This window comes from Chishuiella changwenlii, from assembly GCF_900142565.1.
Taxonomy (GTDB): domain Bacteria; phylum Bacteroidota; class Bacteroidia; order Flavobacteriales; family Weeksellaceae; genus Empedobacter; species Empedobacter changwenlii.
Genome location: NZ_FRBH01000005.1, coordinates 248212 through 272981 on the forward strand (window position 1 = coordinate 248212; position 24770 = coordinate 272981).

General features: G+C 29.2%; 20 protein-coding genes. 3 read left to right on the forward strand and 17 right to left on the reverse strand.

The annotated features are described in order from the left end of the window. Nucleotides 1-245 precede the first annotated feature (245 nt). Both fabG and menD read left to right on the forward strand, forming a co-directional pair. Nucleotides 246-989 carry a 3-oxoacyl-[acyl-carrier-protein] reductase gene (gene fabG / locus BUA86_RS07615; protein ID WP_072931354.1) on the forward strand — a complete coding sequence of 248 codons (744 nt, stop codon included), beginning with the start codon at nucleotides 246-248 and terminating at the stop codon, nucleotides 987-989. Nucleotides 990-1080: 91 nt separating this feature from the next. Beyond that, nucleotides 1081-2751, forward strand: a complete 1671-nt coding sequence (gene menD / locus BUA86_RS07620) for a 2-succinyl-5-enolpyruvyl-6-hydroxy-3-cyclohexene-1-carboxylic-acid synthase (protein WP_072931356.1) — start codon at nucleotides 1081-1083, stop codon at nucleotides 2749-2751. 79 nt (nucleotides 2752-2830) lie between these two features. Here menD and BUA86_RS07625 read toward each other — a convergent pair whose 3' ends face one another. The 14 genes from BUA86_RS07625 to BUA86_RS07690 form a co-directional block, all read right to left on the reverse strand. Beyond that, nucleotides 2831-3391, reverse strand: coding sequence for a hypothetical protein (locus BUA86_RS07625; RefSeq protein WP_072931359.1), 561 nt, complete (start codon nucleotides 3389-3391; stop codon nucleotides 2831-2833). A 16-nt stretch (nucleotides 3392-3407) separates the two neighbouring features. Then, the gene (locus tag BUA86_RS07630; protein WP_072931361.1) at nucleotides 3408-4055 is read right to left on the reverse strand and encodes a SanA/YdcF family protein; all 648 of its coding nucleotides are present in this window, start codon (nucleotides 4053-4055) and stop codon (nucleotides 3408-3410) included. A 77-nt stretch (nucleotides 4056-4132) separates the two neighbouring features. Next, nucleotides 4133-4837 (reverse strand): phosphoadenylyl-sulfate reductase, encoded by a 705-nt coding sequence (locus BUA86_RS07635; protein ID WP_072931363.1) that lies wholly within the window; start codon nucleotides 4835-4837, stop codon nucleotides 4133-4135. A gap of 207 nt (nucleotides 4838-5044) precedes the next feature. Then, nucleotides 5045-6517, reverse strand: coding sequence for an RNA polymerase factor sigma-54 (gene rpoN, locus BUA86_RS07640; RefSeq protein WP_072931366.1), 1473 nt, complete (start codon nucleotides 6515-6517; stop codon nucleotides 5045-5047). Nucleotides 6518-6596: 79 nt separating this feature from the next. After that, nucleotides 6597-8045, reverse strand: a complete 1449-nt coding sequence (gene asnS, locus BUA86_RS07645) for an asparagine--tRNA ligase (RefSeq protein WP_072931368.1) — start codon at nucleotides 8043-8045, stop codon at nucleotides 6597-6599. A gap of 148 nt (nucleotides 8046-8193) precedes the next feature. After that, nucleotides 8194-8658, reverse strand: a complete 465-nt coding sequence (locus BUA86_RS07650; protein ID WP_072931370.1) for a toxin-antitoxin system YwqK family antitoxin — start codon at nucleotides 8656-8658, stop codon at nucleotides 8194-8196. Between the two features lie 38 nt (nucleotides 8659-8696). After that, nucleotides 8697-11105, reverse strand: coding sequence for a DUF5686 family protein (locus tag BUA86_RS07655; RefSeq protein WP_072931373.1), 2409 nt, complete (start codon nucleotides 11103-11105; stop codon nucleotides 8697-8699). A 74-nt stretch (nucleotides 11106-11179) separates the two neighbouring features. Further along, nucleotides 11180-11734 carry a ribosome recycling factor gene (gene frr / locus BUA86_RS07660; RefSeq protein WP_072931375.1) on the reverse strand — a complete coding sequence of 185 codons (555 nt, stop codon included), beginning with the start codon at nucleotides 11732-11734 and terminating at the stop codon, nucleotides 11180-11182. A gap of 7 nt (nucleotides 11735-11741) precedes the next feature. Continuing rightward, the gene (pyrH, locus tag BUA86_RS07665) at nucleotides 11742-12452 is read right to left on the reverse strand and encodes a UMP kinase (RefSeq protein WP_072931377.1); all 711 of its coding nucleotides are present in this window, start codon (nucleotides 12450-12452) and stop codon (nucleotides 11742-11744) included. A gap of 51 nt (nucleotides 12453-12503) precedes the next feature. After that, nucleotides 12504-13271: a TatD family hydrolase gene (locus tag BUA86_RS07670; RefSeq protein WP_072931379.1), complete on the reverse strand. Its 768-nt coding sequence runs from the start codon at nucleotides 13269-13271 to the stop codon at nucleotides 12504-12506. Continuing rightward, a complete protein-coding gene (locus tag BUA86_RS07675) occupies nucleotides 13271-14251 on the reverse strand; it encodes a GSCFA domain-containing protein (protein WP_072931381.1) in 981 nt (326 codons plus the stop codon). Before BUA86_RS07675 ends, BUA86_RS07670 begins: the two co-directional genes overlap by 1 nt. 5 nt (nucleotides 14252-14256) lie before the next feature. Next, nucleotides 14257-15228, reverse strand: coding sequence for a polyprenyl synthetase family protein (locus BUA86_RS07680; RefSeq protein ID WP_072931383.1), 972 nt, complete (start codon nucleotides 15226-15228; stop codon nucleotides 14257-14259). A 39-nt stretch (nucleotides 15229-15267) separates the two neighbouring features. Beyond that, nucleotides 15268-15765, reverse strand: a complete 498-nt coding sequence (locus tag BUA86_RS07685; protein WP_072931385.1) for a hypothetical protein — start codon at nucleotides 15763-15765, stop codon at nucleotides 15268-15270. 4 nt (nucleotides 15766-15769) lie between these two features. Continuing rightward, the gene (locus tag BUA86_RS07690; protein ID WP_072931387.1) at nucleotides 15770-16768 is read right to left on the reverse strand and encodes an LLM class flavin-dependent oxidoreductase; all 999 of its coding nucleotides are present in this window, start codon (nucleotides 16766-16768) and stop codon (nucleotides 15770-15772) included. Nucleotides 16769-17112: 344 nt separating this feature from the next. Between BUA86_RS07690 and BUA86_RS07695 the strand changes: the two genes are divergently transcribed. Further along, a complete protein-coding gene (locus tag BUA86_RS07695) occupies nucleotides 17113-18840 on the forward strand; it encodes a tetratricopeptide repeat protein (protein ID WP_143147266.1) in 1728 nt (575 codons plus the stop codon). Nucleotides 18841-18870: 30 nt separating this feature from the next. Here BUA86_RS07695 and BUA86_RS07700 read toward each other — a convergent pair whose 3' ends face one another. The 3 genes from BUA86_RS07700 to BUA86_RS07710 form a co-directional block, all read right to left on the reverse strand. Next, nucleotides 18871-19743 (reverse strand): outer membrane beta-barrel protein, encoded by an 873-nt coding sequence (locus BUA86_RS07700; protein WP_072931392.1) that lies wholly within the window; start codon nucleotides 19741-19743, stop codon nucleotides 18871-18873. Between the two features lie 20 nt (nucleotides 19744-19763). Continuing rightward, a complete protein-coding gene (locus BUA86_RS07705; protein WP_143147267.1) occupies nucleotides 19764-21326 on the reverse strand; it encodes an MBG domain-containing protein in 1563 nt (520 codons plus the stop codon). 261 nt (nucleotides 21327-21587) lie between these two features. Continuing rightward, nucleotides 21588-24761, reverse strand: coding sequence for an efflux RND transporter permease subunit (locus BUA86_RS07710; RefSeq protein WP_072931396.1), 3174 nt, complete (start codon nucleotides 24759-24761; stop codon nucleotides 21588-21590). Nucleotides 24762-24770 lie beyond the last annotated feature (9 nt).

Consider the following 24770-nt stretch of genomic DNA (forward strand, 5'->3'; position numbering starts at 1 on the left):
ATTAATAAACTAAGATTTGTTAAATCCTATCTTAAGTATTTATTCTTAAAATCTCATGTTTTTTTCCTCTATTAATAATTTCATGTAACATTTTTTGCAGTTACATAAATATATTATAGTCAAAATTATTATTTTAATATAAAATTCTGATAATATTAATTACTTAGTTTTAAGCATTAATATTTTTTAACATTTTACACTTTGCTAAAAAATTGTATTTTTGACAAAAATAAATACCTATAAACATGAATTTATTACAAGGTAAAACAGCAATCGTTACAGGTGCTACTCGCGGTATTGGAAAAAGTATTGCTGAAGTTTTTGTAAAAAATGGTGCAAACGTTGCGTTTACATACGCTTCTTCTGTAGAAAAAGCGAAGGCTTTAGAAGAAGAATTAAGTCAATTCGGAAAAGTTAAAGGCTATCAGTCTGATGCTTCAAATTATGAAGCAGCTCAACAATTAGTTGAAGATGTTTTAGCAGAATTTGGACAAATTGATATTGTAATTAATAACGCTGGAATTACAAAAGATAATCTTTTAATGAGAATGTCTGCAGAAGATTTTGAAAATGTTATTCAAACAAATTTAAATTCTGCTTTCAACTTAACAAAAGCAGTTATTAAACCAATGATGAAACAACGTTCTGGTTCTATTATTAATATGTCTTCTATTGTAGGGATTAAAGGAAATGCTGGACAAGCAAATTATGCTGCATCTAAAGCAGGATTAATTGGTTTCTCTAAATCTGTTGCTTTAGAATTAGGTTCTCGTAATATCCGTTGTAATGCTATTGCTCCAGGGTTTATTGAAACTGAAATGACAGAAGTTTTAGACCAAAAAGTTGTAGAAGAATGGCGTAGCGGTATTCCATTAAAACGTGGAGGAAAACCAGAAGATATTGCAAATGCATGTTTATATTTAGCTTCAGATTTATCTAGCTATGTAACAGGACAAGTTTTAAGCGTAGATGGTGGAATGCACACATAATACGTGAAATATCATATAAATTAAAACGGCTCTAAAAGGTTTTGTTTAGTAAATTTGCTACACAAAACCTTTTTTAATTAAGACAACAACGTTGAGAAAAATATCAAATAAATTAAATGTTCAATTAATTGCCGAATTATTACTGGCACTCGGAATTGATCATATAGTTCTTTCACCTGGATCTAGAAATGGCGCATTAACGATGCAATTCGCTAACGATAAACGTTTTAAAACATATAGTGTTATCGATGAGCGTTCGGCGGGATTTGTTGCGTTAGGAATGGCACAACAAATACAAAAACCAGTGGTTGTATGTTGTACTTCTGGTTCGGCAACTGCAAATTATTATCCTGCAATTACGGAAGCATTTTTTCAGAATATTCCTATTATTGTTCTTTCTGCTGATCGTCCAGAAAATTTAGTAGATAATTTTGATGGACAAACTATTCGTCAACAAAATTTATTCGAAAAGCATTCTGTACATAATGTTCAGTTATCTGAAAGTGAAGAAACAGACGATTTAACACGCAATATGTTACTAACAAAGTATGCGTTGATGGATTGTATTAATAAGTCTGCTCCTATTCATATCAATATGCCTTTTTCTGAGCCTTTGTATGAGTTTGTAACAACTCCAGCTATAGAAATTGATAATCTTACTGTTGATGAAAAAGAATACCAAGAGTTTGATGTAATTGATTTTATGAAGAGATGGAACTCATCTACTCGTAAAATGGTCTTAGTTGGTTTACATTATCCAAATGAAGAGTTTAATCAATTTATTTCTAAATTAGCTGAAGATGATTCTGTTGTTATTTTAACGGAAGTAACCTCTAATATTCATCATCCAAGATTTTTTAATAAAATAGATCAGGTTATTTTCCCCTATTCTGAAGAAGAATTAGAAAGTTTAAAGCCAGAAATTCTATTAACGATTGGACAAAATGTGGTGTCTAAAAAAATAAAAAAGTTTTTAAGAGATCATCAGCCAACGCAACATTGGCATTTAGACGAATATTGGCAGCCAGATACATTCCAAGTATTAACGGATAAAATAGAAACAAAACCAGAAATTTTCTTAGAACAATTTCTTCCATTTGTTAATCCAAAAGAATCCGATTATTATACAAAATGGAATACCATTCGCGAAGCTAATCATATAAAACATAAAGAATATGTAAATATGATTCCGTTTTCCGATTTAAAGGTTTTTAATTCTATCATTAAAAATTATCCAGATAATTGGCAGATACAATATGGTAATTCTACTGTTATCCGTTACGCATTATTATTTGATCACACTGTAAAAAATCCTGTTTTTTGTAATAGAGGAACAAGCGGAATAGATGGCTCTACTTCTACTGCAATAGGCGCTTGTATTGCTTCTAAACAAGATACATTAGTTGTTACAGGTGATATCTCATTTTTGTATGATTCTAATGCATTGTGGAATGTTAATATGCCTAAAAACTTCCGAATTATTTTAATTAATAATGGTGGTGGGAATATTTTTAAGTTTATTCCTGGTCCTTCTGATACAGATGTTGTAGAGGAATATTTTGTAACTCAGCATCATCATACAGCTGAACATTTAGCAAAAATGTTTGATTTTGAATATCAAGTTGTTTCAAACTTAAGTGATTTAGAAGATAGTTATAGTCATTTTTATGCAGAAAGTGATAGACCGAAAATTCTAGAAATTGACACAAGAAATGCTGCAAATGATTCTATCTTAAGAAGCTATTTTAGTAGCTTGAAATAAAAAATATAAGATTCTTCGACAGGCTATTATAATATTAATTATAGCTTGTTGAAGAATCATTAAATTAGAATTAGAAAACTTAATTCGGCTTTTGTCTTTTTGGTACTAAAAATAATAATACTACAGCTGCAGATTGTAGAATAAATTGAATAAAATGGATTATAGCTGTAATAGGATAAAAAATTATCAAAAACTTTAAAAATTGAAAAGATATTAATATTCCAAAAATTAATAAAAAAAGCAATATATATTTCATCTTAGAAATTCCTTTTCTTAATAAGTAGCCAATGAGAAATATTACACCTATAGAAATAATGGCTTCAAAAACTCCTTCAAATCTTCCTGTTAAAATCCCTAAAATAAAGTAAGATAATAATCCTAATCCACCAGATAGATATATTAAATTTGAAGCTTTAATATAGTTTGGATGAACGTATTTATTTTTATTAATTTCTACTATTTTATCAGATTTCAACTCATTCCAAAATTCAATTTCATTTTCTGAAAAATTATACTCTCTTTCATTTAAAATCTGAAAAGCTAATAATTTTGCTTCTTTTGTGAATCTACCATTATTTAGTATGTAAGTTTTTAGTGTTTCATTATCAAATTTTTCAATCACAGATTTTTTGGCACTCATATATTTATTGTAATAGCTATTTAATCTTTATTTTTTCTCCTAAAAATTTTGGTTTAACACTAAACCAATTGTCAATAAAAACTTTTGTACGAGCAAAGTACTCTCTTACATTCGTCTTAAATCCCATTTGTTTATTTACATCTTTCGCATTATAACCAAATACTTCTATACCATTTTGTTTGGCAATATAAATAGCTCTCTGATTGTGAAATTTCTGTGATACAACAATAAATTTAGATTGTCCAAATATTTCTTTTGCACGTATCATAGAATCTAATGTTCTAAAACCTGCATAATCTAAATAAATTACGTTTGCTGGAATACCATTTTTTACAAGAGCTAACTTCATTGCTTCTGGCTCATTATAATTTTTCTTTCCGTGATCTCCACTCAATATAAAATGAGAAACTTTTCCAGATTTATATAATTCTGCCGCTGCTTGTATTCTGTAAGTAAAATAATAATTCTGAAAACCGTTTTTTAAATTTGGAGAAGTTCCTAATACTACTGCTACTTTTGTATTGGGTAATTTTTCAATTTTGTCCGTTACAAAACTTTGGGTAGATTTTTCTATCTTGTAGTTTGCATATACACTAAATAGCGTAACAACTGTAATAAATAATAGAAGAAATAGAACCATCTTTCTTAGGGTTTTCTTTTTCATTAGATTAAATTATAATTTTTATAAAAATAATCTTTTTCAAGTGTTGTTCATCATTTTTATTCATGTTTAGATGAAAATTATTTTGCGTGTAAACCACACTCTTTCTTGGTTTCATCTTCCCACCACCATCTTCCGGCTCTAAAATCTTCTCCTTCTTGGATTGCTCTTGTACAAGGTGCACAACCAATGCTTATAAAACCTTTATCATGCAAAGGATTATACGGAACTCTATTTTCTTTTAAATAGGCAAAACAATCTTCTTTTGTAAAGTTTATTAATGGATTGAATTTAAATAACTTTTTACTCTCATCCCACTCTATTTCGTGCATATCATTTCTATTATTAGATTGTTCTGCACGTAAACCAGTTATCCAAACAGAAGCTCCTTCTAATGCTCTATTTAATGGAATTACTTTACGTATAAAACAACATTGTTTTCTTAATTCTACTGAGTCGTAAAACGGATTAATACCATTCTCTTCTATAAAATTTTCTAATTCTGTTGTTGGTGGATAATAAGGTTTTATCTTTTGTTGATATTTTAATTCTGTTTTATTCCAAGTTGTATAAGTTTCAGGAAAAACTCGTCCTGTATCTAAGGTAAAAGTTTCAATATTTTGTAATTTCTGACTAAAAATTGCATGAGATATCACTTGATCTTCAAATCCGAAACTTGTAGAAAAAACAATTTTTCCTTCTACATTTAGATCGATATAGGCTAGCTTCTCTTCTATTGTTTTTAAATCTGTTATTTTATTTAAAATATCTTCTAGTTTAATCATAGGTATTATTCAAATATTCTCTATCATTTTTATAGAGTTTAAACAAATTTAGGTAATTCAATAATTCTAACAAAATATATTAGAACTAGCCTTCTATTTTAGAATTAAAATGAATCAATAAACTAAAATTTTTATAAATGAAAAAGCCAGTTCTAATTATAGAACTGGCTATGTATTTTAACTCAAATTAACCAAAGTAATTTTAAGTTATATTTCTTTTCTTAATCTTGCAACTGGAATGTTTAATTGCTCACGGTATTTAGCAATTGTACGACGTGCAATAGGATAACCTTTTTCTTTTAAAATTTCGGTTAATTTTTCATCCGTTAAAGGTTTACGTTTGTCCTCGTCTTCTATTACATCTTGTAAAATACGTTTTATCTCACGAGTAGAAACTTCTTCCCCTTCGTCATTTGTTAATGATTCTGAGAATAAATCTTTAATTAAAAAAGTTCCATAAGGAGTTGTAACATATTTTGAATTCGCCACACGAGAAACTGTTGAGATATCCATTCCAATTCGGTCAGAAATATCTTTTAAGATCATTGGTTTAATTTTGGTTTCATCACCCGTTAAGAAATAATCTTTCTGAAACTTCATGATTTCTTCCATCGTATATAACAATGTATTTCTACGTTGTTGTACAGCATCAATAAACCATTTTGCAGAGTCTAATTTTTGCTTAACAAACATTACGGCATCTTTTTGCTCGTTCGATTTATTTTCTGTCTTTTTATATGTATCTAACATTTCTGCAAAAGCATTAGATATTTTAAGCTCAGGAACATTTCTACCATTTAATAACAATTCTAAATCCCCATCGTTGATATTAATTGTAAAATCTGGTGTAATTTGCTCTACTATTTTACTGCTACTAGAAAATGATTTTCCTGGCTTAGGATTCAATTTTTCTATTTCAGAAATAGCATCACGTAATTCTTCATCACTAACATCATATTTTGCTAATAACTTAGAGTAATGTTTTTTAGTAAAAGCATCAAAAGATTCTGTGATTAGTTTTTCTGCTAATTCTATTGCCTCTGTTTCTACTTTACTTTCTAATTGAATTAATAAACATTCTTGTAAATTTCTGGCTCCAACTCCAACTGGATCCATTCGTTGAATGTAATTAACTAATAAATTTTCCACCACTTCTGGTGAAGTATATAAATTCTGAGAAAATGCTAAATCATCAACAATAGATCGTATATCTCTTCTCATATAGCCATCATCGTCTATATTTCCTAGAATAAACTCGGCTATTTTAAACTGATCTGGCGTTAATCTGTTTGTAAATAATTGTGATGTCAAAAACTCTATAAAACTCTCTCCTTGTGCATAAGGAACAGATTTTTCGTCGTCATCATCACTATAGTTATTTGTATATGTTTTATAATTTGGTACATCATCATCGCTCAAATAATCGTCGATGTTTATATCACTTGTATCAATTACTTGTTCGTCTCCAAAATCGTCTGTCTGGTTATCCCATTCATCTTTCTCACCTCCATAATCTTCATCATAATCTGAAGCCTGGTCATCTAAGGCAGGATTTTCTTCCAACTCTTCTTTTACACGCTGTTCAAATGCAACTGTAGGAAGTTGCACCAATTTCATTAATTGAATTTGCTGAGGCGATAATTTCTGTTGTAACTTTAAACTTAATTCCTGCTTTAACATTGTAATAATTTATCTGTGGTTACGTAAAAAAATGTAATTAATAGATTTTTGATCTATCAATTACATTTATATTTTTCAATTAAAATTCTGCATTATTCGGAGTTCTAGGAAATGGAATTACATCTCTAATGTTACCCATTCCTGTTACAAATAATACTAATCTTTCTAAACCTAATCCGAATCCAGAGTGTGGAACAGAACCGAAACGTCTAGTATCACGGTACCACCATAATTCTTCTTTGTCGATTCCGAATTTTTCCATTTTTTCATCTAAAACTTCTAAACGTTCTTCACGCTCAGAACCTCCGATTATTTCCCCAATTCCTGGGAATAAAACGTCCATTGCTCTTACTGTTTTACCATCATCATTCATACGCATATAGAATGCTTTAATTTCTGCTGGATAATCAAATAAGATTACTGGTGTTTTAAAATGTTTCTCAACTAAATAACGTTCGTGTTCAGATTGTAAATCAGCTCCCCAACCTTCAATTGGATATTTAAATTTACCTTTCTTATTTGGTTTAGAATCTTTTAATATTTCAATAGCTTCTGTATAAGTTAAACGGATAAATTGATTGTTTAGAACATATTCTAATCTTTCTATTAATCCTAATTCAGATCTTTCAGCTTCTGGTTTTTGTTTTTGTTCTTTATCAAAACGTTCTGCTAAGAATTTTAAATCATCTTTACAATTTTCCATTGCATAAGAAATAACAGATTTCATAAAATCTTCTGCTAAGTCCATATTTTGATCTAAATGAGCAAAAGCAACTTCTGGTTCTATCATCCAGAATTCAGCCAAGTGGCGAGAAGTATTAGAATTCTCAGCACGGAAAGTAGGTCCAAATGTGTATACTTTTCCTAATCCCATTGCAGCAGTTTCTCCTTCTAATTGTCCAGAAACCGTTAAGTTAGTTGACTTACCAAAGAAATCTTGCGTATAATCTACTTTTCCTTCTTCATTTTTAGGTAAATTTTCCATATCTAAATTCGTAATATGAAACATTTCCCCTGCTCCTTCAGCATCAGAACCTGTAATGATTGGTGTATTGATGTATACAAACCCACTCTCGTTAAAATATTTGTGTATTGCAAACATTAAAGAGTTACGAACACGCATAATAGAACCAAATACATTTGTTCTGAAACGTAAATGTGCTTGCTCACGTAAAATTTCTAAGCTGTGTTGTTTTGGTTGTAAGATTGTCCCTTTTAAATCTTCTGATGGTGCAGTACCTAAAACTTTAATTTCTTTTGCAATAATTTCTATTTCTTGCCCTGCTCCTTCACTTTCTACAACTTCTCCTTTAATGCTTAATGAAGCAGCTGTTGAAATTTGTTTTATAATAGACTCGTCAAAATTTTCAAAATCTACCACCACCTGAATATTATTAATTGTAGAACCGTCATTTAAAGCGATGAAACGATTACTTCTGAATGATCTTACCCATCCATTTACAACTACTTCTTGTAGCAACAAATCCTTGCCTTTTTCTAATAAGGCTTTAATTCCGTACGATTGCATATTGTTTTATATTTATACTTACAAATTTAATCAATATTCTATCTTATAAAAATTATAGGCATAATTTTTGAAGATATTTTTCATGTAAAATAAAAAAGCCTCTATTGTAAATGAAAACAATAGAGGTTTTTTGATTAATTATATTTTGTTATTTTATAGAATCTGTCTTTATATATCGACCATCTTGCATATAGTCAATTGCAATTATTTTACCTTCTATATTATATTGATTTATAGATCCTGTTCCTAATTTCAAGGTTCCACAATTTAATGATTTTCCATTTCCATCAAAACAATTTTCGATGCCTATTAATTTATTTTCTCCATAAATATATGTATTATAAGGCTTTCCGTTTTTATGAAAATTGTAAAACTTATCTTTTACCTTACCATCTTTAAAATGTGTTTTACTTGCAATTTTACCGTTATCATGATAATATTTCATTTCTCCAACCATTATATTATCACGGTATTTTATAATTCTTTGCTTTTTACCGTTTTTAAAATATACTGTTGATTTTCCATTTTTAATGGAATCATTTTTATACTGCTCAATTATATATTCTCCGTCCGATAAGTCTTTTCTTACTTTTTTAGAACAAGATAATGTCATACATCCTAAAAAAACGAACAGTAAAACCCTATACATTTTTATAAGAAGTTTAGATTTATCGTTAGTTTTAAATGGAGGTTATCTTGAAATTTTTGTTCTGAATAAGCACCTAAACGATAGAATAAACCAACTCCAAAAGTTTTAAATAAGATATTGTTTACCTCAATTCCTGTTTCGTGATAATATCGATTAAGCGTTTTGAAATTTAGATTTTGATGATCTTCTCTATTTTTCATATCTCCCAACACTCCACGGTAAACAAACTGTGGTAAAATGATTTTGTTTCCGACTTTTACTCCTGCAAAAATGTGTTTGATTTGAAACGAAACAAATCGATCCGAATAAAACTCTCCTGGAAGCATTGTTTCGAAATTAGAAATTCCTGCCAATCCAAAGTTTAAGAAATCATTTCGCTTAGAATTTCCATTTCCTTCAAACAAGTTCATTAAAGGCATTTTTCCTTCTGTAAGTCCTGCATTAATATTAATGTTTGATTTTCCTAATTTAGAATCCACAACATCAAAATAAGAAACATTGAAACGAATTGGGTCATAATCAGAATTAAAAATATCCCAATACTTTGTTACTGTTGCATAAATAACAGATTTACCACTATTTACAGTTACTCTTCCGTAAGGCGTTCTAATAAATTTATCTTTTGGTGCAAAACGAATAGACAATTGTGTATTGTATAAATTAAACCAATCATTTCTACCTAAAAAAGCATAATCAAATTCTGCTTTTTGTTTCTCATAATTTGCAGATAAATTAAAGGTTACATTTTTAAAAATATCTTGCTCATAACCAAAAGAGTATTTTTTATAAGAGAAATATTCGCGGTTATAAATATTACTAAATGTATTGTTTACAAGGCTTGTATAATTGGATTGTAATAGAATTGGCATTCTTCCTGAAGCAGAAACATCTTGACTGTATTTTGCGAATAAACGACCAGAATATGGTTTGTTTACAAAATAATCTCCTCCAAAACCATATTTAAATGTTTTGTCTTTAAATCCATAAGCAGTGTACGCATTTAATGAAAATTTTTCGCTAAAATTTTCATTTGTATTAAAAGCTCCACCTAATCTGAAACCTTCGTAATCGTTAAATGCTAGAATCTTAGTTAAATCTAAATCAACCTTTCCTAAAGATAATTTTCCTCCAGAATTTAAGATTCGCATTAATCTAGCTTGCTGATTTAATTTATATTTATCACCAATACTATCAATCTTTGTATATGTATTTCTTTCTTTATTTGATAATGATGTATCTCTGTAATCTTCCATTACATTGTCCCATTTCTTATCGTCCATATTTCCGAAAGAAATTTCGTCTTCATAACCTAAAAACTCGTTACGTTTAAAATGTGCTGGATTTTTAATATCCTTGAAATTCGTTTCAAGATTAATCCAAATTTTTTCTTTTTTATCGATAAACTCTGATCCTGTTAGCTGTTCCGTAAATTTAAAGTTACCAGCTTCCATTCTATATTTTTGTTGATTTGGAACCCAAGCACCGTTATTCAGTTTCCAATCTGCCTCTAACTCTGCAATATAGTTAGTGCTTATATTCTCTCCTTCAAATTTTATTAATGCACTCGTTTTATCATCAATCCAAAGTGTTCCCTTTATTTGACGTTTATCTGTCTTTACAGATGGGAAAAAAGTAACCATTGCTGTTTTTCTTCCATCTATGTAAACATCTTCTTTAAAACCATAACGGTATTGTACTAAACCTTCTTTGCTTAAGGGATTTACAATTCCCTTAAAGAAGAAATTAATCTGCTCTTTATCAAAATTAAACGCAACTGGTTGCATTGCTAAATATTCGTACAATGGCGAACGAATACCAGAAATACGAGAAGATTGTACAATATTTTTAAGACCTAATCTTTTAGATATTTTATGATCCATTGCTCTTTCTCCTAAAAATAAATGGCTGTTATCTAACAATCTTTTCCATTGATTGTTAACCGAATCTTTATGATTTTTTGGATTTAGAATATAAGGAATTGAATCGTTATTTATTGTACTCCAAAATTTTGTATACGATTTTAAGAAGATATTCCCTTCGTTTCTTATTGAATTTTTGGATTGATTTTTAATTACTTTTTTAATGATATTTCGACCAACAGAATCGTTAGTTGTAAATATAACCTCATCTAGATTAATATAAGATGGTTTCATTTTAACTTCGATTACTCTTTTATCTCGAAGCTGAACTTTTTCAGAGAAATAACCATTTTTAATAATCTCAACAAAATGAATAGAATCTTCTACATCAAACTCCCCTATCTCATCTGTCTGACCCAAAAATTGTTTATTATTATAAATATTAGCTCCAGTTAATCTAAAGTCATCTTGCGCATCAAAAACTTTAAGTTTTGTTTGGCTAAATAACGTAATTGATATAAAGAAGTTAAGTAAAAATATAGAATTCTTCATTTATTAAAATTGTTATGCAAATAAATAAAAAAAGCAGCGAAACGCTGCTTTAAAAAAATATTTTTTTTGAAAGATTATACTTTCATTATTTCAGCCTCTTTTTTAGCCAAAGATTCCTCTAATTTTTTAGAGAATTTATCTGTTAATCCTTGAACACGAGTTTCATAATCTTTTACCATATCTTCAGAAGCTTCCTTCACATTTTTAAGTGCTGTGTTAGCATCTTTACGGGCATTACGAATAGAAACTTTTGCATTTTCCATATCGGCTTTCGCCATTTTTACTAATTCTTTTCTGCGCTCTTCTGTAACAGGAGGAATACTAATAATAATTGTATCTCCATTATTAGAAGGTGCAAAACCTAAATTAGCATTAATAATTGCTTTCTCTATTTCGTAGATTAAATTCTTTTCCCACGGTTGAATACTTAAAGTCATTGCATCTGGTGTATTAACGTTAGCAATTTGACTTAACGGTGTTAAACTTCCGTAATAATCAACACGAACTGAACTTAACATTGCAGGAGTAGCTTTACCTGCTCTTAATTTATCAAATGCTATATCTAAGTGTTCTACACTACCTTGCATTTGCTCTTTAGTTGTTTCTAAGATTAAATCTAATTCTTCCATCTGGGATTTAATTATTTGTTACTAGAGTACCTACGTTTTCTCCTAATATTAATTTCTTTAGATTACCACTTGTATTCATATCAAATACAATAATTGGTAAATTATTTTCTTCACTTAAAGTAAAAGCAGTCATATCCATTACTTTTAAGTTTTTATCATATACTTCTTGATATGAAATTGTATCAAATTTTTCTGCCGTTGGGTCTTTTTCTGGATCAGCTGTGTAAATACCATCTACACGAGTTCCTTTTAAAATTACGTCAGCTTGTGTTTCTATTGCTCTTAAAACAGCTGCTGTATCTGTTGTAAAGTAAGGGTTTCCTGTTCCTGCTCCAAAGATAACAACTCTTCCTTTTTCTAAATGACGTGTTGCTCTTCTTTTAATAAAAGGTTCTGCAATCTGCTCCATACGAATAGCTGTCTGTAAACGAGTATTTACGCCTACTTCTTCTAAAGCACCTTGCAATGCCATACTATTTATAACAGTTGCTAACATTCCCATGTAATCACCTTGTACACGGTCCATTCCTGATGCAACTCCTTGAACACCTCTAAAAATATTACCTCCTCCGATTACGATTGCGACTTCACAATCAAGGTCTGCTACTTCTTTAATTTGTTGTGCATATTGTTTCAGCATATTAGGATCTATTCCATATTGTAAATCTCCCATTAATGCTTCACCACTCAATTTAAGTAATATTCTTTTGTATTTCATTTTGTAAAAAGGTTTTCTTTTGCAAATATAATTTTTCTATTCCGAATTATCCTAACGTTCAAAAATGTCTAGTGCATTTTTTGTTGTAATTTCTGCTATTTCTGTCGGTGTTAATCTATAAATATCGACTAATTTCTCGCAAACATAGCTTAAATAACTACTTTCGTTTCTTTTTCCTCTAAATGGAACTGGTGCTAAATAAGGCGAATCTGTTTCTAAAACGATGTTTTTTATATCAAAATCATTCAAAAACTGATCTATTTTTCCATTCTTAAATGTTACAACTCCACCAATACCTAATTTTAAATTAAAATCTATGGCACGTTGAGCATCTTCTTTTGTTCCTGAAAAACAATGAAAAATACCAAAAAGTTTTTCATCTTTCACCTCTTCTAAGACATCAAAAACTTCATTAAAAGCATCACGACAATGAATAACGATTGGAAGATTTTTTTCTTTTGCCCATTCTATTTGTAATTTAAAAGCATCTTGTTGTTCTTTTAAATAAGCTTTTTCCCAGTATAAGTCAATTCCAATTTCACCAATTGCTTTAAATGGTCTTTTATCTATCCATTCTTTTACATGCGCCATTTCCATTTCTAAAGTATCTGAATGAACAGAACATGGATGTAAGCCCATCATCGCAAACATTTCATTTGGATAATTAGCCTCTAAAACTAACATTCTATCCGTATAAGAATGATCGATTGCTGGTAAATAAAATCGTTCTATTCCATTTTGTTTAGCACGTAAAACAACTTCATCTATATCGTTTTCAAATTGTTCCGAATATAGATGTGTATGTGTATCAATTAACATTATATAATTTTTGATTGTAAAAATTCTTTTTCTTGCTCAAAATCAATCGTATTTCCTTTTTCTATTTCTTCAATCATTGCAATTATTTTTTTTAGAAATTTTTGATGACTTTCAGAAGTTTCATTAAAAGGACGATGGTGAAGAGCGGATTGTATTTTATTTATTTTCTGAATAATTGTTTGGGTAGATGAATTAAAAAATGTTTCTCCAAATTTTTCCCAAATATAATCAACTGCTTGTTCTGTCGGATGAATCATATCTTCTTTAAAGAAACGATAATCACGAAGATCATCTAAAATTAATTCATAAGAAGGAAAATAATCAACTTGCTTGTAATTTAAATTTAATTGATACAAAGCATCAAGTAATCTTGCTTTACTTACATTATTCTCTGTTATTCCATCTTTTATATGTCGAACAGGACTTACAGTTGTAATAATTTTTATCGTAGGATTTAATTGAATTAAATCTTCGACAATTAAACTTAAAGCATTGTAATTGTCTTCTGTAGATAGTAATGTTTTATCAAATTGCTTTGCTTCTACTTTATGGCAATTTGCGACAATTTTATTTTCTGAAGATAAATTATAAACCCAAGATGTTCCTAAGGTTATCATTATAACATCGCACGAATGTATAAAATGATGAACTTCTTTAATTGTGGAATTTAAATGTTCAACAACTTTTTCTTTAGAAAGTGCATTAAACGATGAATGTACATCGAAACAGAAAAATTGTTCTCCGTTTTGATGTACATCTATTTCTTTATAATATTCTTCAGAAATACTTCTTCTTATTAAATTCTGAATGGATAGTGCATTAAAAATTGTCCCGAATGGATTTATTAATCCATTAAATTTTGAATAAAGCAAACGATTTCCTATTTCATCTGAAAAACAAGAACCAATGGTTAATATTTTTTGTTGATGATTAATTTTTTCATCGGATGGTGAAATTTGGAAAGTCGTTCTAAATTGCATTTTTTTTATCCTTGACGATCAATTAGTACCTCACTCAATTCTCTTAAATGTACTTTTCTTTCTTCTGGAACATCTATTTCATCTAAGAATTTGTGTGCCTTATTAGTAAATTCTCTAATTAACATAGAAAGCTTTTTATTTACATTTAACTTTCTAAATAATTTTTCTACAGCGTAAATTTTATCAATATTATCTGTGTTCGAATTATACCAATATAATAATTCTTCTTTTTGTTCTTCGTTTGCTGCTTCTAATGCAGAGATGTAAAGAATAGTCTTTTTATTTTCAAAAATATCACCAGCATGTTTTTTACCTAAATGCTCTAAACTTCCAAAGACATCTAAATAATCATCTTTTAATTGATAAGCAATTCCTAGATTTAAACCGTATTGATATAGTTTATCTGCCTCTTCTTCTTTTGCTCCTGCTATAATTGCACCCAATTTTAATGCTGCACCAAGTAAAACACTTGTTTTAAGAGAAATCATGTTAATGTATTCTTCATACGTAACATTTAATCTTGTCTCATAATTCACATCAAATTGTTGTCCTTCACAAACCTCAATTGCTGTCTGAGAAAATAATTGTGTACAACGTTTAAAAAGTACTGGTTCTAAATCTTCTAAAAATTGATAAGCTCTTACCAACATTGCATCTCCTGAAAGAATTGCTGTATTTACACCATATTTTTCGTGAACAGTCATTTTACTTCTTCTTAAAGAAGCATTGTCCATAATATCATCGTGCATTAAAGAAAAATTATGAAAAAATTCTATCGCAAGTGATGGTTTTAGTGATTCTTTGATTTCTCCACCAAATAAATCTGTTCCTAACAAAGTTAGAATTGGACGAATTCTTTTTCCACCAATGTTTAAGATATAGTCCATTGGTTCATATAATTCTTCTGGCGAGTTAGAAAATGGATTTTCATTTATTGTTTTGGATACTAATTCGTGAAATTTATCAAAAGAATGCATAGTTCGATTTTTGTAAAAATTAAGTTTGAGCAAATATAATTAAGAATGATTGATTTTAGGTTGTTTTATCGTTTTTTTGAAAAATTGAAAAAACTCATTCCCTACAATTCCATATAAAATAAACTGTCCAATGATTGCTAAAATAAAAAGCAGATGCGTATGTTGTAGAAGATAATAAATATTTTCTACAGCTATTATCGACCAAAGGTAAGATGACGCAATTACTAATAATAAAGCATTTAGACGAAATATAATTGTTTTATTAAGCTTATATGTCATTAAGTGAATTATAAAAGATCCTAAATAAGTATAAGAAAGAACTTCAAAAAATTCTTTCAAATCAAATTGATAAGAAAATAACTCAAAATAATCATGAAAACGAGCTTGTAAAAAAACTTGAGGAAATAATTGATGCAATTGATTTATCGCAAAAAATAAAACAAGATTTATAGACAAAACAATTGTAAATTGATCTTTAAAGTTATCTATAAACATCAAATAATAATCAATTTTTGATAATGACTTTTTCTTTTTCATTTAATTAGCGAAATAAATCACTTAAAATTTGATACGATTTTCTTTTCGCTTTTTGATCGAAAATATTAGTCGATACCATTATTTCATTCACTTTAGATTCTTCTATAAAATCACTAAAACTTTGTGCTAATGTATTTTTACAACCAATAAATGATAAAGCAGTCATGCCTTTCAACATATACTTTTGTTCTGGTGAAGCTACTTCTAATTCAGTTTTCTCTGGTGGTACAACCGCTTGTCTTTTATCGATAATGATATTTAAAAAACTTTGAAACATCGACATCGATAAGTAATGTGCTTCTTCATCTGTATCAGCAGCAATAACATTTACACAAGCAATTGTGTAAGGTTTATCTAAATAAACTGATGGTTTAAAATGTGAACGATAAATTTCTACAGCATTATAAAATTGTTGAGGAGCAAAATGACCTGCAAATGCATAAGGCAATCCCAATTTAGCAGCTAAGAAAGCAGAATCTGTACTAGAACCTAAAATATAAAGAGGTACATTAGCTCCTTCTCCAGGTATAGCTCTAACTTTACTAGTATTGTTTTCTAAACTAAAATATTGTTGAAGTTTATTAATTTCATCTTCAAAATTATAGTGCATAAAATTTTCTCCTCTTCGTAAGATAGATGCAGTTAATTGATCTGTTCCTGGAGCTCGCCCAAGTCCTAAATCTATTCTATCTGGATATAGTGCATCTAAAGTACCAAATTGTTCTGCAATAGAAAGTGTTGTATGATTAGGTAACATTACACCTCCAGAACCAACTTTAATTTTTGAAGTTCCACCAGCAACATAACCAATTAAAATTGAAGTTGCTGCGCTTAATACATTTGGCATATTATGGTGTTCTGATAACCAATAACGTGAATAACCTAAATCTTCTACAAATTTTGCATTTGCCAATGTATTTTTAAATGTTTCGTTTTGGCTTTCTCCTTCTCTTACATAAGCCAAATCTAACACTGAATATTTTATATTTTTAAATTTTTCCATTGTTGTAATTATTCTACTAAATTACGAATAAAATACAACGCATAAAAAATCCCCTAGAATTTATAACTCTGAGGATTTCTTAACAAACTACTGGTCGAGGTTGATACAAAAATTCTAGGTTTATAAAATTTTCTTAGGTTTGGTTAGTAAATTCTAGATTAGTTAGTAATTTCTTATACAAAAATAGAGCAGTTAGGGTTTGGAACTTAATTTTTGGGGTGGACATTGGGGTGGACATTTTTTATTCAACTGAATATCAATTGTTTTAGTTTTGTGATTTAATGAAAATTATATTACTTTTTTTTCCAATTATTATATTTTTAAAATTATATTTGGAAAATATTATGAGAAATTCCTTTATTGTTTTATTTTTTATATTTTCAATCTCTATTATTTTTTCTTCTTTCTCTACTTCAATTAGAACAGAAGATATTGTTTTATTGGACTATGTTATAAAACAAAGCAAAGAGAGTAAAGATTCTGCTTCTTTAAAAGTAAGATTTGATGAGTATAAGAAAAATGCCAATCCTTTTATCGCTAAAAATTTAGATATTATATATAAAGTACAATTAGCAAAAATTTATACACAAGAAATAGATAAATTAAACCCTAAAAGTCAACAATTACTTTTCGAAGCTTTAAAACAAGCAAAAAAAGAAGAATTAACGAATTTATACAGTTGGTTAAATACAGAAATTGGTTTTTATTATTACACGTTTAGTAATTATGAAAAAGCTTATCCTTATTTCATGGAATCTTCAAAACTTTTAGATACAGAAGAACTTCAATATATTTTTCAGAAAAGTGAAACCTTCAAAAAGAACGCTTTCTTTTTTATGAATGTAAAAGAGTTAAACAAAGCTGAAAAATACCTTCATTTAGCGCTTAAATATACATCTAAAAGTGACAAAGAATATGGGACAATTCTTAATGCAATTGGACATATTTATATTGATAAAAAAAATTATAAAAAAGCCAATCATTATTTTGAATTAACAAAAAACAATGCGCTCAGAAACGATGATGAAATTCGTTATGCAAAGGCTTTGGGCGACATTGCATTAATTAATATCAATGATAAAGACTATAACCTCGCGATTAAAAATTTAAAAGAAAACATTGCGATTTCTGAAAGAGAAAATGACCCTAGAAACCTAATGTTTGCTAAAATTAGATTGGGTAAACTCTATTTAAAATTAAATGAAGTTAATTTGGCTAAAGATATTTTAAACGAGGCACAAATATATGCTTCAACTAAAAATCATCTTAATAGTTTTGAGCATGATATTTACTCCCTTTTACTTGAAATTGCTGTAAAAACTAAAAGCGATAACGAAGAGTTAATTGCTAGACGTAAGCTAGATGAATTAGATAAATCATTAAAAATTACGGATGGCGAAAATGTGATTAATGAGATTAATTGGAATATACAAAAACAGAACTTCAATTATCAATACGAAGCAGAAAAAATAAAGTCAGAGAAATCTGTTTTACTAAGAAACACATTAATTGTAATTGCTTTCCTTTTAATTCTGATTATTATTTTTGTTTATATTTCTTCTAAAAGAAGAATAAAAATTCAACATTCTGCTTATGAAAATAAGGTTTTATCATTAAAAAATGAGAAATTAAAATCTGATAATAAACTAAATAAAACAACCAATACTCTAAATTCTTACAAAGATTATTTATTGGAAAGGAATAGACAAATTGAAGTTTTAAATAACGAAATTACAAAAGCAAAAAATTCGTCAACCGTTTCACATTTAGAAGAAGAAAAAGGAGAATTAAATAAATTATTAGATTCTCATCTAATGACAGATGAAAACTGGATTAATTTTAAAAATTCTTTTACAAAAGAACAAAAAAGTTTTGTAGACTTCTTACACAACAACTTCTCAGATTTAACAGAATCTAATCTTAGAATAATTTTTCTAATGAAATTAGATTTAAGAAATCATGAAATCTCTCAATTATTAGGTATTTCCATAGATTCTGTGAAAAAAGCTAAACAACGTCTAAAAAAGAAATACGATAACTTTCATCTTATTTACAATGAAACCATTAAATAGAAAAATAATAAGATTTTTATCTTCTAAAATCTATCTTCTACATTGACAAGACTCTGAACCTCCCAAACCAAAACCTAATCTAATTTGAATACCTGCTGATAATAAATTTGATTTATCCACAAGTTTAGAAGTTCTCATAATTGTATTTGGTAGATTATCGCTCCCATCTGGGTCATATGTTATTAAAAATTTAGAATCTTTATTTTCTCTTGATGTAATCATATTCGTCAATCCATAATCTGCATAGATACCTGTATACAATCTAAAGTTGGTAGATAATTCAAAAATAAATCCTGTTTCTAAACTTAGAGCAAGCCCTATATTATATTTATCATTTATTTCACCTTCCCAATTATAATAGGAATTAAAACCATGATTGGGTAAATCTTCTAATTCTACATTAGTATCTGCATGATATCCTGTTATGCGAAATTCTTCGACAGTTGCATCTGTTTTTCCAACCATAGGAATAATAACTCTTCCTCCTACATTAAAATAAAACTGTTGGTTGGTTGCATTAAATGTTCTGTACTGTAACATTACAGGAATATTAATGGTTGTTAATTTCGTCTTTTCTTGATAATTTTTAATTTGCGCACGAAACTCAAATGCATCTCCATCATTATCTACTTGCTCTGAACGATAATCTAATTCTTCAAATTTTAATTTATTCTGATATATGCTTCCTTCAATCCCAGTTACAACTGCAAAATGATCGTCTAAATAGTACGTATACCCTATTCCTAATTTCCCACCAAAATCAATTTTATTGGTTCCTCCTTTTAGCTTATGGTTTAACCCTTGTAAACCACCATTTGCATAAACACTTATTTCTTGCGCTTTTCCTATTGTAAAAAATAGTAGAAGAATTAGTGTAATTCTAAAATTATTATTCTTTTTCATCTAAAATTATTTTACAAAAATTAATTCACTAAAAACTTTACAGTCGTTTTATCTCCTGTAGGAAAATACAGATAGATAATGTACATATTCGGATTAGATGGAGCAGGAATATTAATCTCTGGCGAAACCATTGTAAACTCTCTATAAATATTTCCTGTAAGATCTACAATTAAAAGTCGAGCATCTTTTAGTTCTTCTTCTGTATAATCTAATACAATCTTAATACTCCCATTTCTTGGAGAAGGATTTGGTGTTACTTTTATTTCTCCTTTACTAATACCATCTAACACATTAAAAGGACAAGTTTCCATAAAATTTCTGTCTGTATCCTCTACCACAGTATGGTAAGTTCCAGATAGTGGAACTGGAGCACTTGTATAATATTGTCTAGTAGCACCCGTAAGTATCGAATTATCCCTATACCATTGCCACGATACATATTTATTGGTTGTATTATCAAAAACCAAAACATCATTCCATTTCTGTTTTACTTTTCCTATTAACCTAACATTTAACTTTCTAATCGTATCAGTTTCTAAATAATTTTGATTCCCCAACTGATAAGCTTTAATATCTGAATATCCCGCCGTATTAATCGTTAAAATATTTCCATTAACTGTTGCTACATTTAGATTAGATGAAGAATACTGTATGGGTAAACCACTACTTGCTGTTGCATCTAAAACAATCTGGGTTTCTCCTGAACAACCTGTAATTAGGCTTTGTGTCCAAGTAATTGTTTGGGGAGATTTTGTAATTTCTAAAATTGCAGTTAATGTTTCTGATGCATAATTAATTCCTCCATCTATAAATGCGCTCACTGTATATGTACCTGCATTTATTTGTTCGTTCCCTGTATAGGTTATAACAACTTCTGGAGGTATCTCTCCTTTTACAATTATAGATTTTGGAGTACCATCATATACAAATGTTTCATTTTCGAATGTAATATCTGGTAAAGGAGCTCTAGCAATTTGCAAATTTGCTCCAACAAAATTAATCGTATAAGATGATGTAGCTAATAAAGAGCCTTGTAAAATAGGATATGTCCCCACCGCTTCTCCTTCAGTTCGTGTTAACATTCCCGTAAGAATTACAGATGCTTCATCCGCATTAACAAAACCTGTCGCATTATAGGTTAATTCTGGGTCTTCTTCACTATATAATTTTGATTTTGTTTCTGCTGTAATTATTAAGATTGCTGGATTTATTACTAGGTTTTGACTTATAGGAACAGCTTCATCAAAAGTTTCATCTCCAGCTTGAGAGGCTGTAATAATAACAGAACCAACTGCATTTATTTTCAGTTTCCATCTATTACCGTCATTAGGATCTTTATAAACTTCTGCAATAGATGTATCCGCTGAAGAATACGTCACTTCTAAACCTGAGTCTGAAGTTGCAGTTAACAAAAAGTCTACATCATCATATCTCTTTTCAGAGAAAGCATTAAATGAAATAACCTGTGAAGTAGACTGATTTATATAATCAAAATTCAACAGAATCGAATTTTCTCTTGCCTCTGCTACTGTAGAAAACATAGTAAAGAACAAGAAATATAAGAAATAATATAACTTATTCATATCAAGAAATTTAGGTTTAAAATTGGTATTTTATTGGTTTGGTTAAGACAATCATTAACATCAATAATACTTAATAGTAAATAAATAGACGTAATTAATCATCTTTAGGCGTTATTATAATAAACTACTACCTCATCACTTATTATTTAGCAATGAATTAGTTTTACAAAATTAATAATTATTTCAATCAAAAAACATTAAAATAAAAAAAATCGTTCAGATAAACTGAACGATTCTTTAAATTATATCATTAAAAATGAATTATTCCCATTCTTCTTTAATTTCTCTCGCTTCATAATCTGCAACCATTTCTGCTTCATAATCCACCTTTTCTCCTTTTGATAAGCGATTAATCAGACTATCAAAAAGTGAGTAAACCACTGGGACAATAATTAGGGTAAGGAATAATGATGAAACTAATCCACCAATAATTACCCATGCTAAACCATTGTTCATCTCTGCTCCTGCTCCTTTTGCTAATGCAATAGGAATCATACCAAATACCATGGCAATTGTTGTCATTAAAATTGGACGAAGACGTGCATGATTGGCTTGTACTAAAGCATCGTGTGTTGTTTCACCAGCTTCTTTTCTATGATTCGTAAAATCGACCAATAATATGGCATTCTTACACACTAAACCAATTAACATAATCATACCCAAAATAGTGAAAATATTTAATGAGTTATTAGTTAATGCTAATACTAAGAATACACCAATTAACGATAATGGAATTGAGAATAATACAACAAAAGGATAAGCAAATGAATCATATAATGCTACCATTACTAAGTAAACTAAAATAACCGCAGCCATTAAAGCATAACCTAATGTACCAAAACCTTCGGATTGATTTTCTTCATCACCTCCCCAAACATACGATACTCCTGTTGGTTTTTTATTATCAATTTTTGTTAAGCGCTCTTTAAATTCTGTTACAATATCTCCTGAAGTTCGTCCTACAGCTTGTGATTCTACTGTCACAGATGGTGTTTTATCTCGACGCTCTAAGAAACTTGGTCCAGAACTTTGCATAACTGTAGCAAATTGGTCTAATCTAATTTGTTGACCTTTACTGTTTACAAAAATTAAACTACGTACATCATCTATATTAGAACGACTAAAATTATTGTATTGGATATTAATATCATATTCATAATCACCTGCACGGAATTTTCCGTCTGTATTTCCAGAAAAAGCTGTTTGCATTGTTAAACCAACAGTTTGTAAATCTAATCCAAGAGAAGACATTTTATCACGATCTACTTGAACATTAATCTCTGGATTACCAGCTTCTGATGTTAACTTAACCTCCGAAGAACCTTTTATTTGCTCTAACTCAGCTTTTGCTAATTCGGCAAACTTCATAGCACTTTCTAAATTAGGACCTGTTACAACTAACGCAACGGGTGCTTGTTCAGCTCCAATAAGACCTACTGGTACAGTTTTTACTTTTACACCAACTAATTCTTTCTGTAATTCTTGTTTTACTTTGGCTGCATAAATAAATGAGTTATCTGCACGTTTGTCTTTTTCTACTAAAATTACATCAATTTCAGCTTTATATGCAGTAGCTTGAGAAGCTCCAAATCCTTCAGAACTTTGACCTACAGTTGTAATCATATCCACAACTTCTTTCTTACCACGAAGAAATTTTTCTGCTTTTTGAGTTACAAAATTAGATTCCTCTATTGTTGCATCTTTTGGTAATTCCATTTGTACCAAGAACTCTCCTTTATCTGTTTTCGGGAAAAATTCTCCACCAATGTATTTACCAGCCATTAATACCCATACTGTAACAATTAACAACGCAAAAACTCCAATAAAAACTCCAATTCTACGAGCTGTAGATTTTAAACACCATTCTAATAAGTTAGAAACAAAATGCGTAAATGCTGTTAATTGTTTTTCAAACCAAAGAATAAATTTCTCAAAAATATTTTTACCTGTAATATGCTCTAATTTCCCAAAACGAGAAGATAGCCAAGGTACAATTGTAAAAGATGATAATAATGATAGCAATGTTGCAATTACAACTGTAACACAGAATTGTGCAATAATATCGGCTACTAATCCAGAACTAATGGCAATAGGAAGGAATACTACAACGATTACCAATGTAATGGCTGTAACGGTAAAACCAATTTCTTTTGCTCCATCATAAGAAGCTCTAATTTTTGATTTTCCCATTTCCATGTGTCGGTAAATATTTTCTAATACAACAATTGCATCATCCACCAAAATACCAACAACTAAAGATAAACCAAGAAGTGACATTAAGTTTAAGGTATACCCCATTAAATACATTCCGATAAACGTTGCAATTAACGATGCTGGAATAGAAACCATTACAATAAATGCGTTACGAATACTGTGTAAGAACAATAACATAACAATTGCTACTAAAATTACAGCCAATACTAAATCGAAAATAACGTGATCAGCAGCCGCTAAAGTAAAGTCTGATGTATCATTAACAATCTGAACTTTTAAACCTTCTGTTTTATAATCTTGTTCAACTTTTGCTATTGTAGCTTTCATTAATTCTGATACAGCTACCGCATTTGCATCTGATTGTTTTACGATCTGTACAACAATTGCAGAGTTTTGATTAACACGTGCAATTTTTTCTACTTCTTTCTGTGAATCTTCTACATAAGCAACATCAGATAAACGAACCTGAATACCATTATTAGAATTAATCACTAAATTATTTAATTCTTCTACTGATTTATATTTACCAGATAAACGAATAATTGTTGATTGTTCTCTTGTTTTTACACTTCCTGTTGGGAAATCTAAATTAGATGTAAGAACAGCTTGCTGAACTTGTGGTACAGATAATCCATATCCTTTTAATTTCTGAGGATCTAAACTAACTTGTATTTCACGTTCTTGTCCACCTATTAAATTTACTTGCGCAACTCCCGTAACACGAGATAAAACTGGTTCGATTTTTTTATCTAATAAATCGTATAATTCTTTCTCTGTTAATTTATTTGATGTTACACCAGCTGTAATAATTGGTAAATCACTCAAAGAGAATTTAGTTAATGATGGAGGATCTACATCATCTGGTAAATCTTTCTCTATTGCATTAATTTTTCTTTGCGCATCATTTAAAGCTAAATCCGCATTTGCACCAGCATTTAATGTCACCATTACTACTGATAAACTTTCGTACGATTTAGATTCAACTTTTTTTACATTTTCTAATGCTGCAACAGCATCTTCTATTTTCTTTGTAACAGAATTCTCTACTTCGTTTGGAGAAGCTCCTGGATAAACGGTAGAAATTGTTACAACGTTTGTTTCGAATTTAGGGATTAATTCATATCCCATTTGCGTATAACTAAACAGCCCTCCCAAAATAAGAATCGTAAATAATACGATAATCATCGATGGGCGTTTAATTGATATTTCTGCTAATTTCATGTAGAATTA

Excerpts from the sequence above, each read along its gene's own strand:
- fabG (WP_072931354.1), top strand. The coding sequence starts at position 246 with ATGAATTTATTACAAGGTAAAACAGCAATCGTTACAGGTGCTACTCGC.
- BUA86_RS07625 (WP_072931359.1), bottom strand. The coding sequence starts at position 3,391 with ATGAGTGCCAAAAAATCTGTGATTGAAAAATTTGATAATGAAACACTA.
- BUA86_RS07630 (WP_072931361.1), bottom strand. The coding sequence starts at position 4,055 with ATGAAAAAGAAAACCCTAAGAAAGATGGTTCTATTTCTTCTATTATTT.
- BUA86_RS07635 (WP_072931363.1), bottom strand. The coding sequence starts at position 4,837 with ATGATTAAACTAGAAGATATTTTAAATAAAATAACAGATTTAAAAACA.
- rpoN (WP_072931366.1), bottom strand. The coding sequence starts at position 6,517 with ATGTTAAAGCAGGAATTAAGTTTAAAGTTACAACAGAAATTATCGCCT.
- asnS (WP_072931368.1), bottom strand. The coding sequence starts at position 8,045 with ATGCAATCGTACGGAATTAAAGCCTTATTAGAAAAAGGCAAGGATTTG.
- BUA86_RS07650 (WP_072931370.1), bottom strand. The coding sequence starts at position 8,658 with ATGACATTATCTTGTTCTAAAAAAGTAAGAAAAGACTTATCGGACGGA.
- BUA86_RS07655 (WP_072931373.1), bottom strand. The coding sequence starts at position 11,105 with ATGAAGAATTCTATATTTTTACTTAACTTCTTTATATCAATTACGTTA.
- frr (WP_072931375.1), bottom strand. The coding sequence starts at position 11,734 with ATGGAAGAATTAGATTTAATCTTAGAAACAACTAAAGAGCAAATGCAA.
- pyrH (WP_072931377.1), bottom strand. The coding sequence starts at position 12,452 with ATGAAATACAAAAGAATATTACTTAAATTGAGTGGTGAAGCATTAATG.
- BUA86_RS07670 (WP_072931379.1), bottom strand. The coding sequence starts at position 13,271 with ATGTTAATTGATACACATACACATCTATATTCGGAACAATTTGAAAAC.
- BUA86_RS07675 (WP_072931381.1), bottom strand. The coding sequence starts at position 14,251 with ATGCAATTTAGAACGACTTTCCAAATTTCACCATCCGATGAAAAAATT.
- BUA86_RS07680 (WP_072931383.1), bottom strand. The coding sequence starts at position 15,228 with ATGCATTCTTTTGATAAATTTCACGAATTAGTATCCAAAACAATAAAT.
- BUA86_RS07685 (WP_072931385.1), bottom strand. The coding sequence starts at position 15,765 with ATGAAAAAGAAAAAGTCATTATCAAAAATTGATTATTATTTGATGTTT.
- BUA86_RS07690 (WP_072931387.1), bottom strand. The coding sequence starts at position 16,768 with ATGGAAAAATTTAAAAATATAAAATATTCAGTGTTAGATTTGGCTTAT.
- BUA86_RS07695 (WP_143147266.1), top strand. The coding sequence starts at position 17,113 with ATGAGAAATTCCTTTATTGTTTTATTTTTTATATTTTCAATCTCTATT.
- BUA86_RS07700 (WP_072931392.1), bottom strand. The coding sequence starts at position 19,743 with ATGAAAAAGAATAATAATTTTAGAATTACACTAATTCTTCTACTATTT.
- BUA86_RS07705 (WP_143147267.1), bottom strand. The coding sequence starts at position 21,326 with ATGAATAAGTTATATTATTTCTTATATTTCTTGTTCTTTACTATGTTT.
- BUA86_RS07710 (WP_072931396.1), bottom strand. The coding sequence starts at position 24,761 with ATGAAATTAGCAGAAATATCAATTAAACGCCCATCGATGATTATCGTA.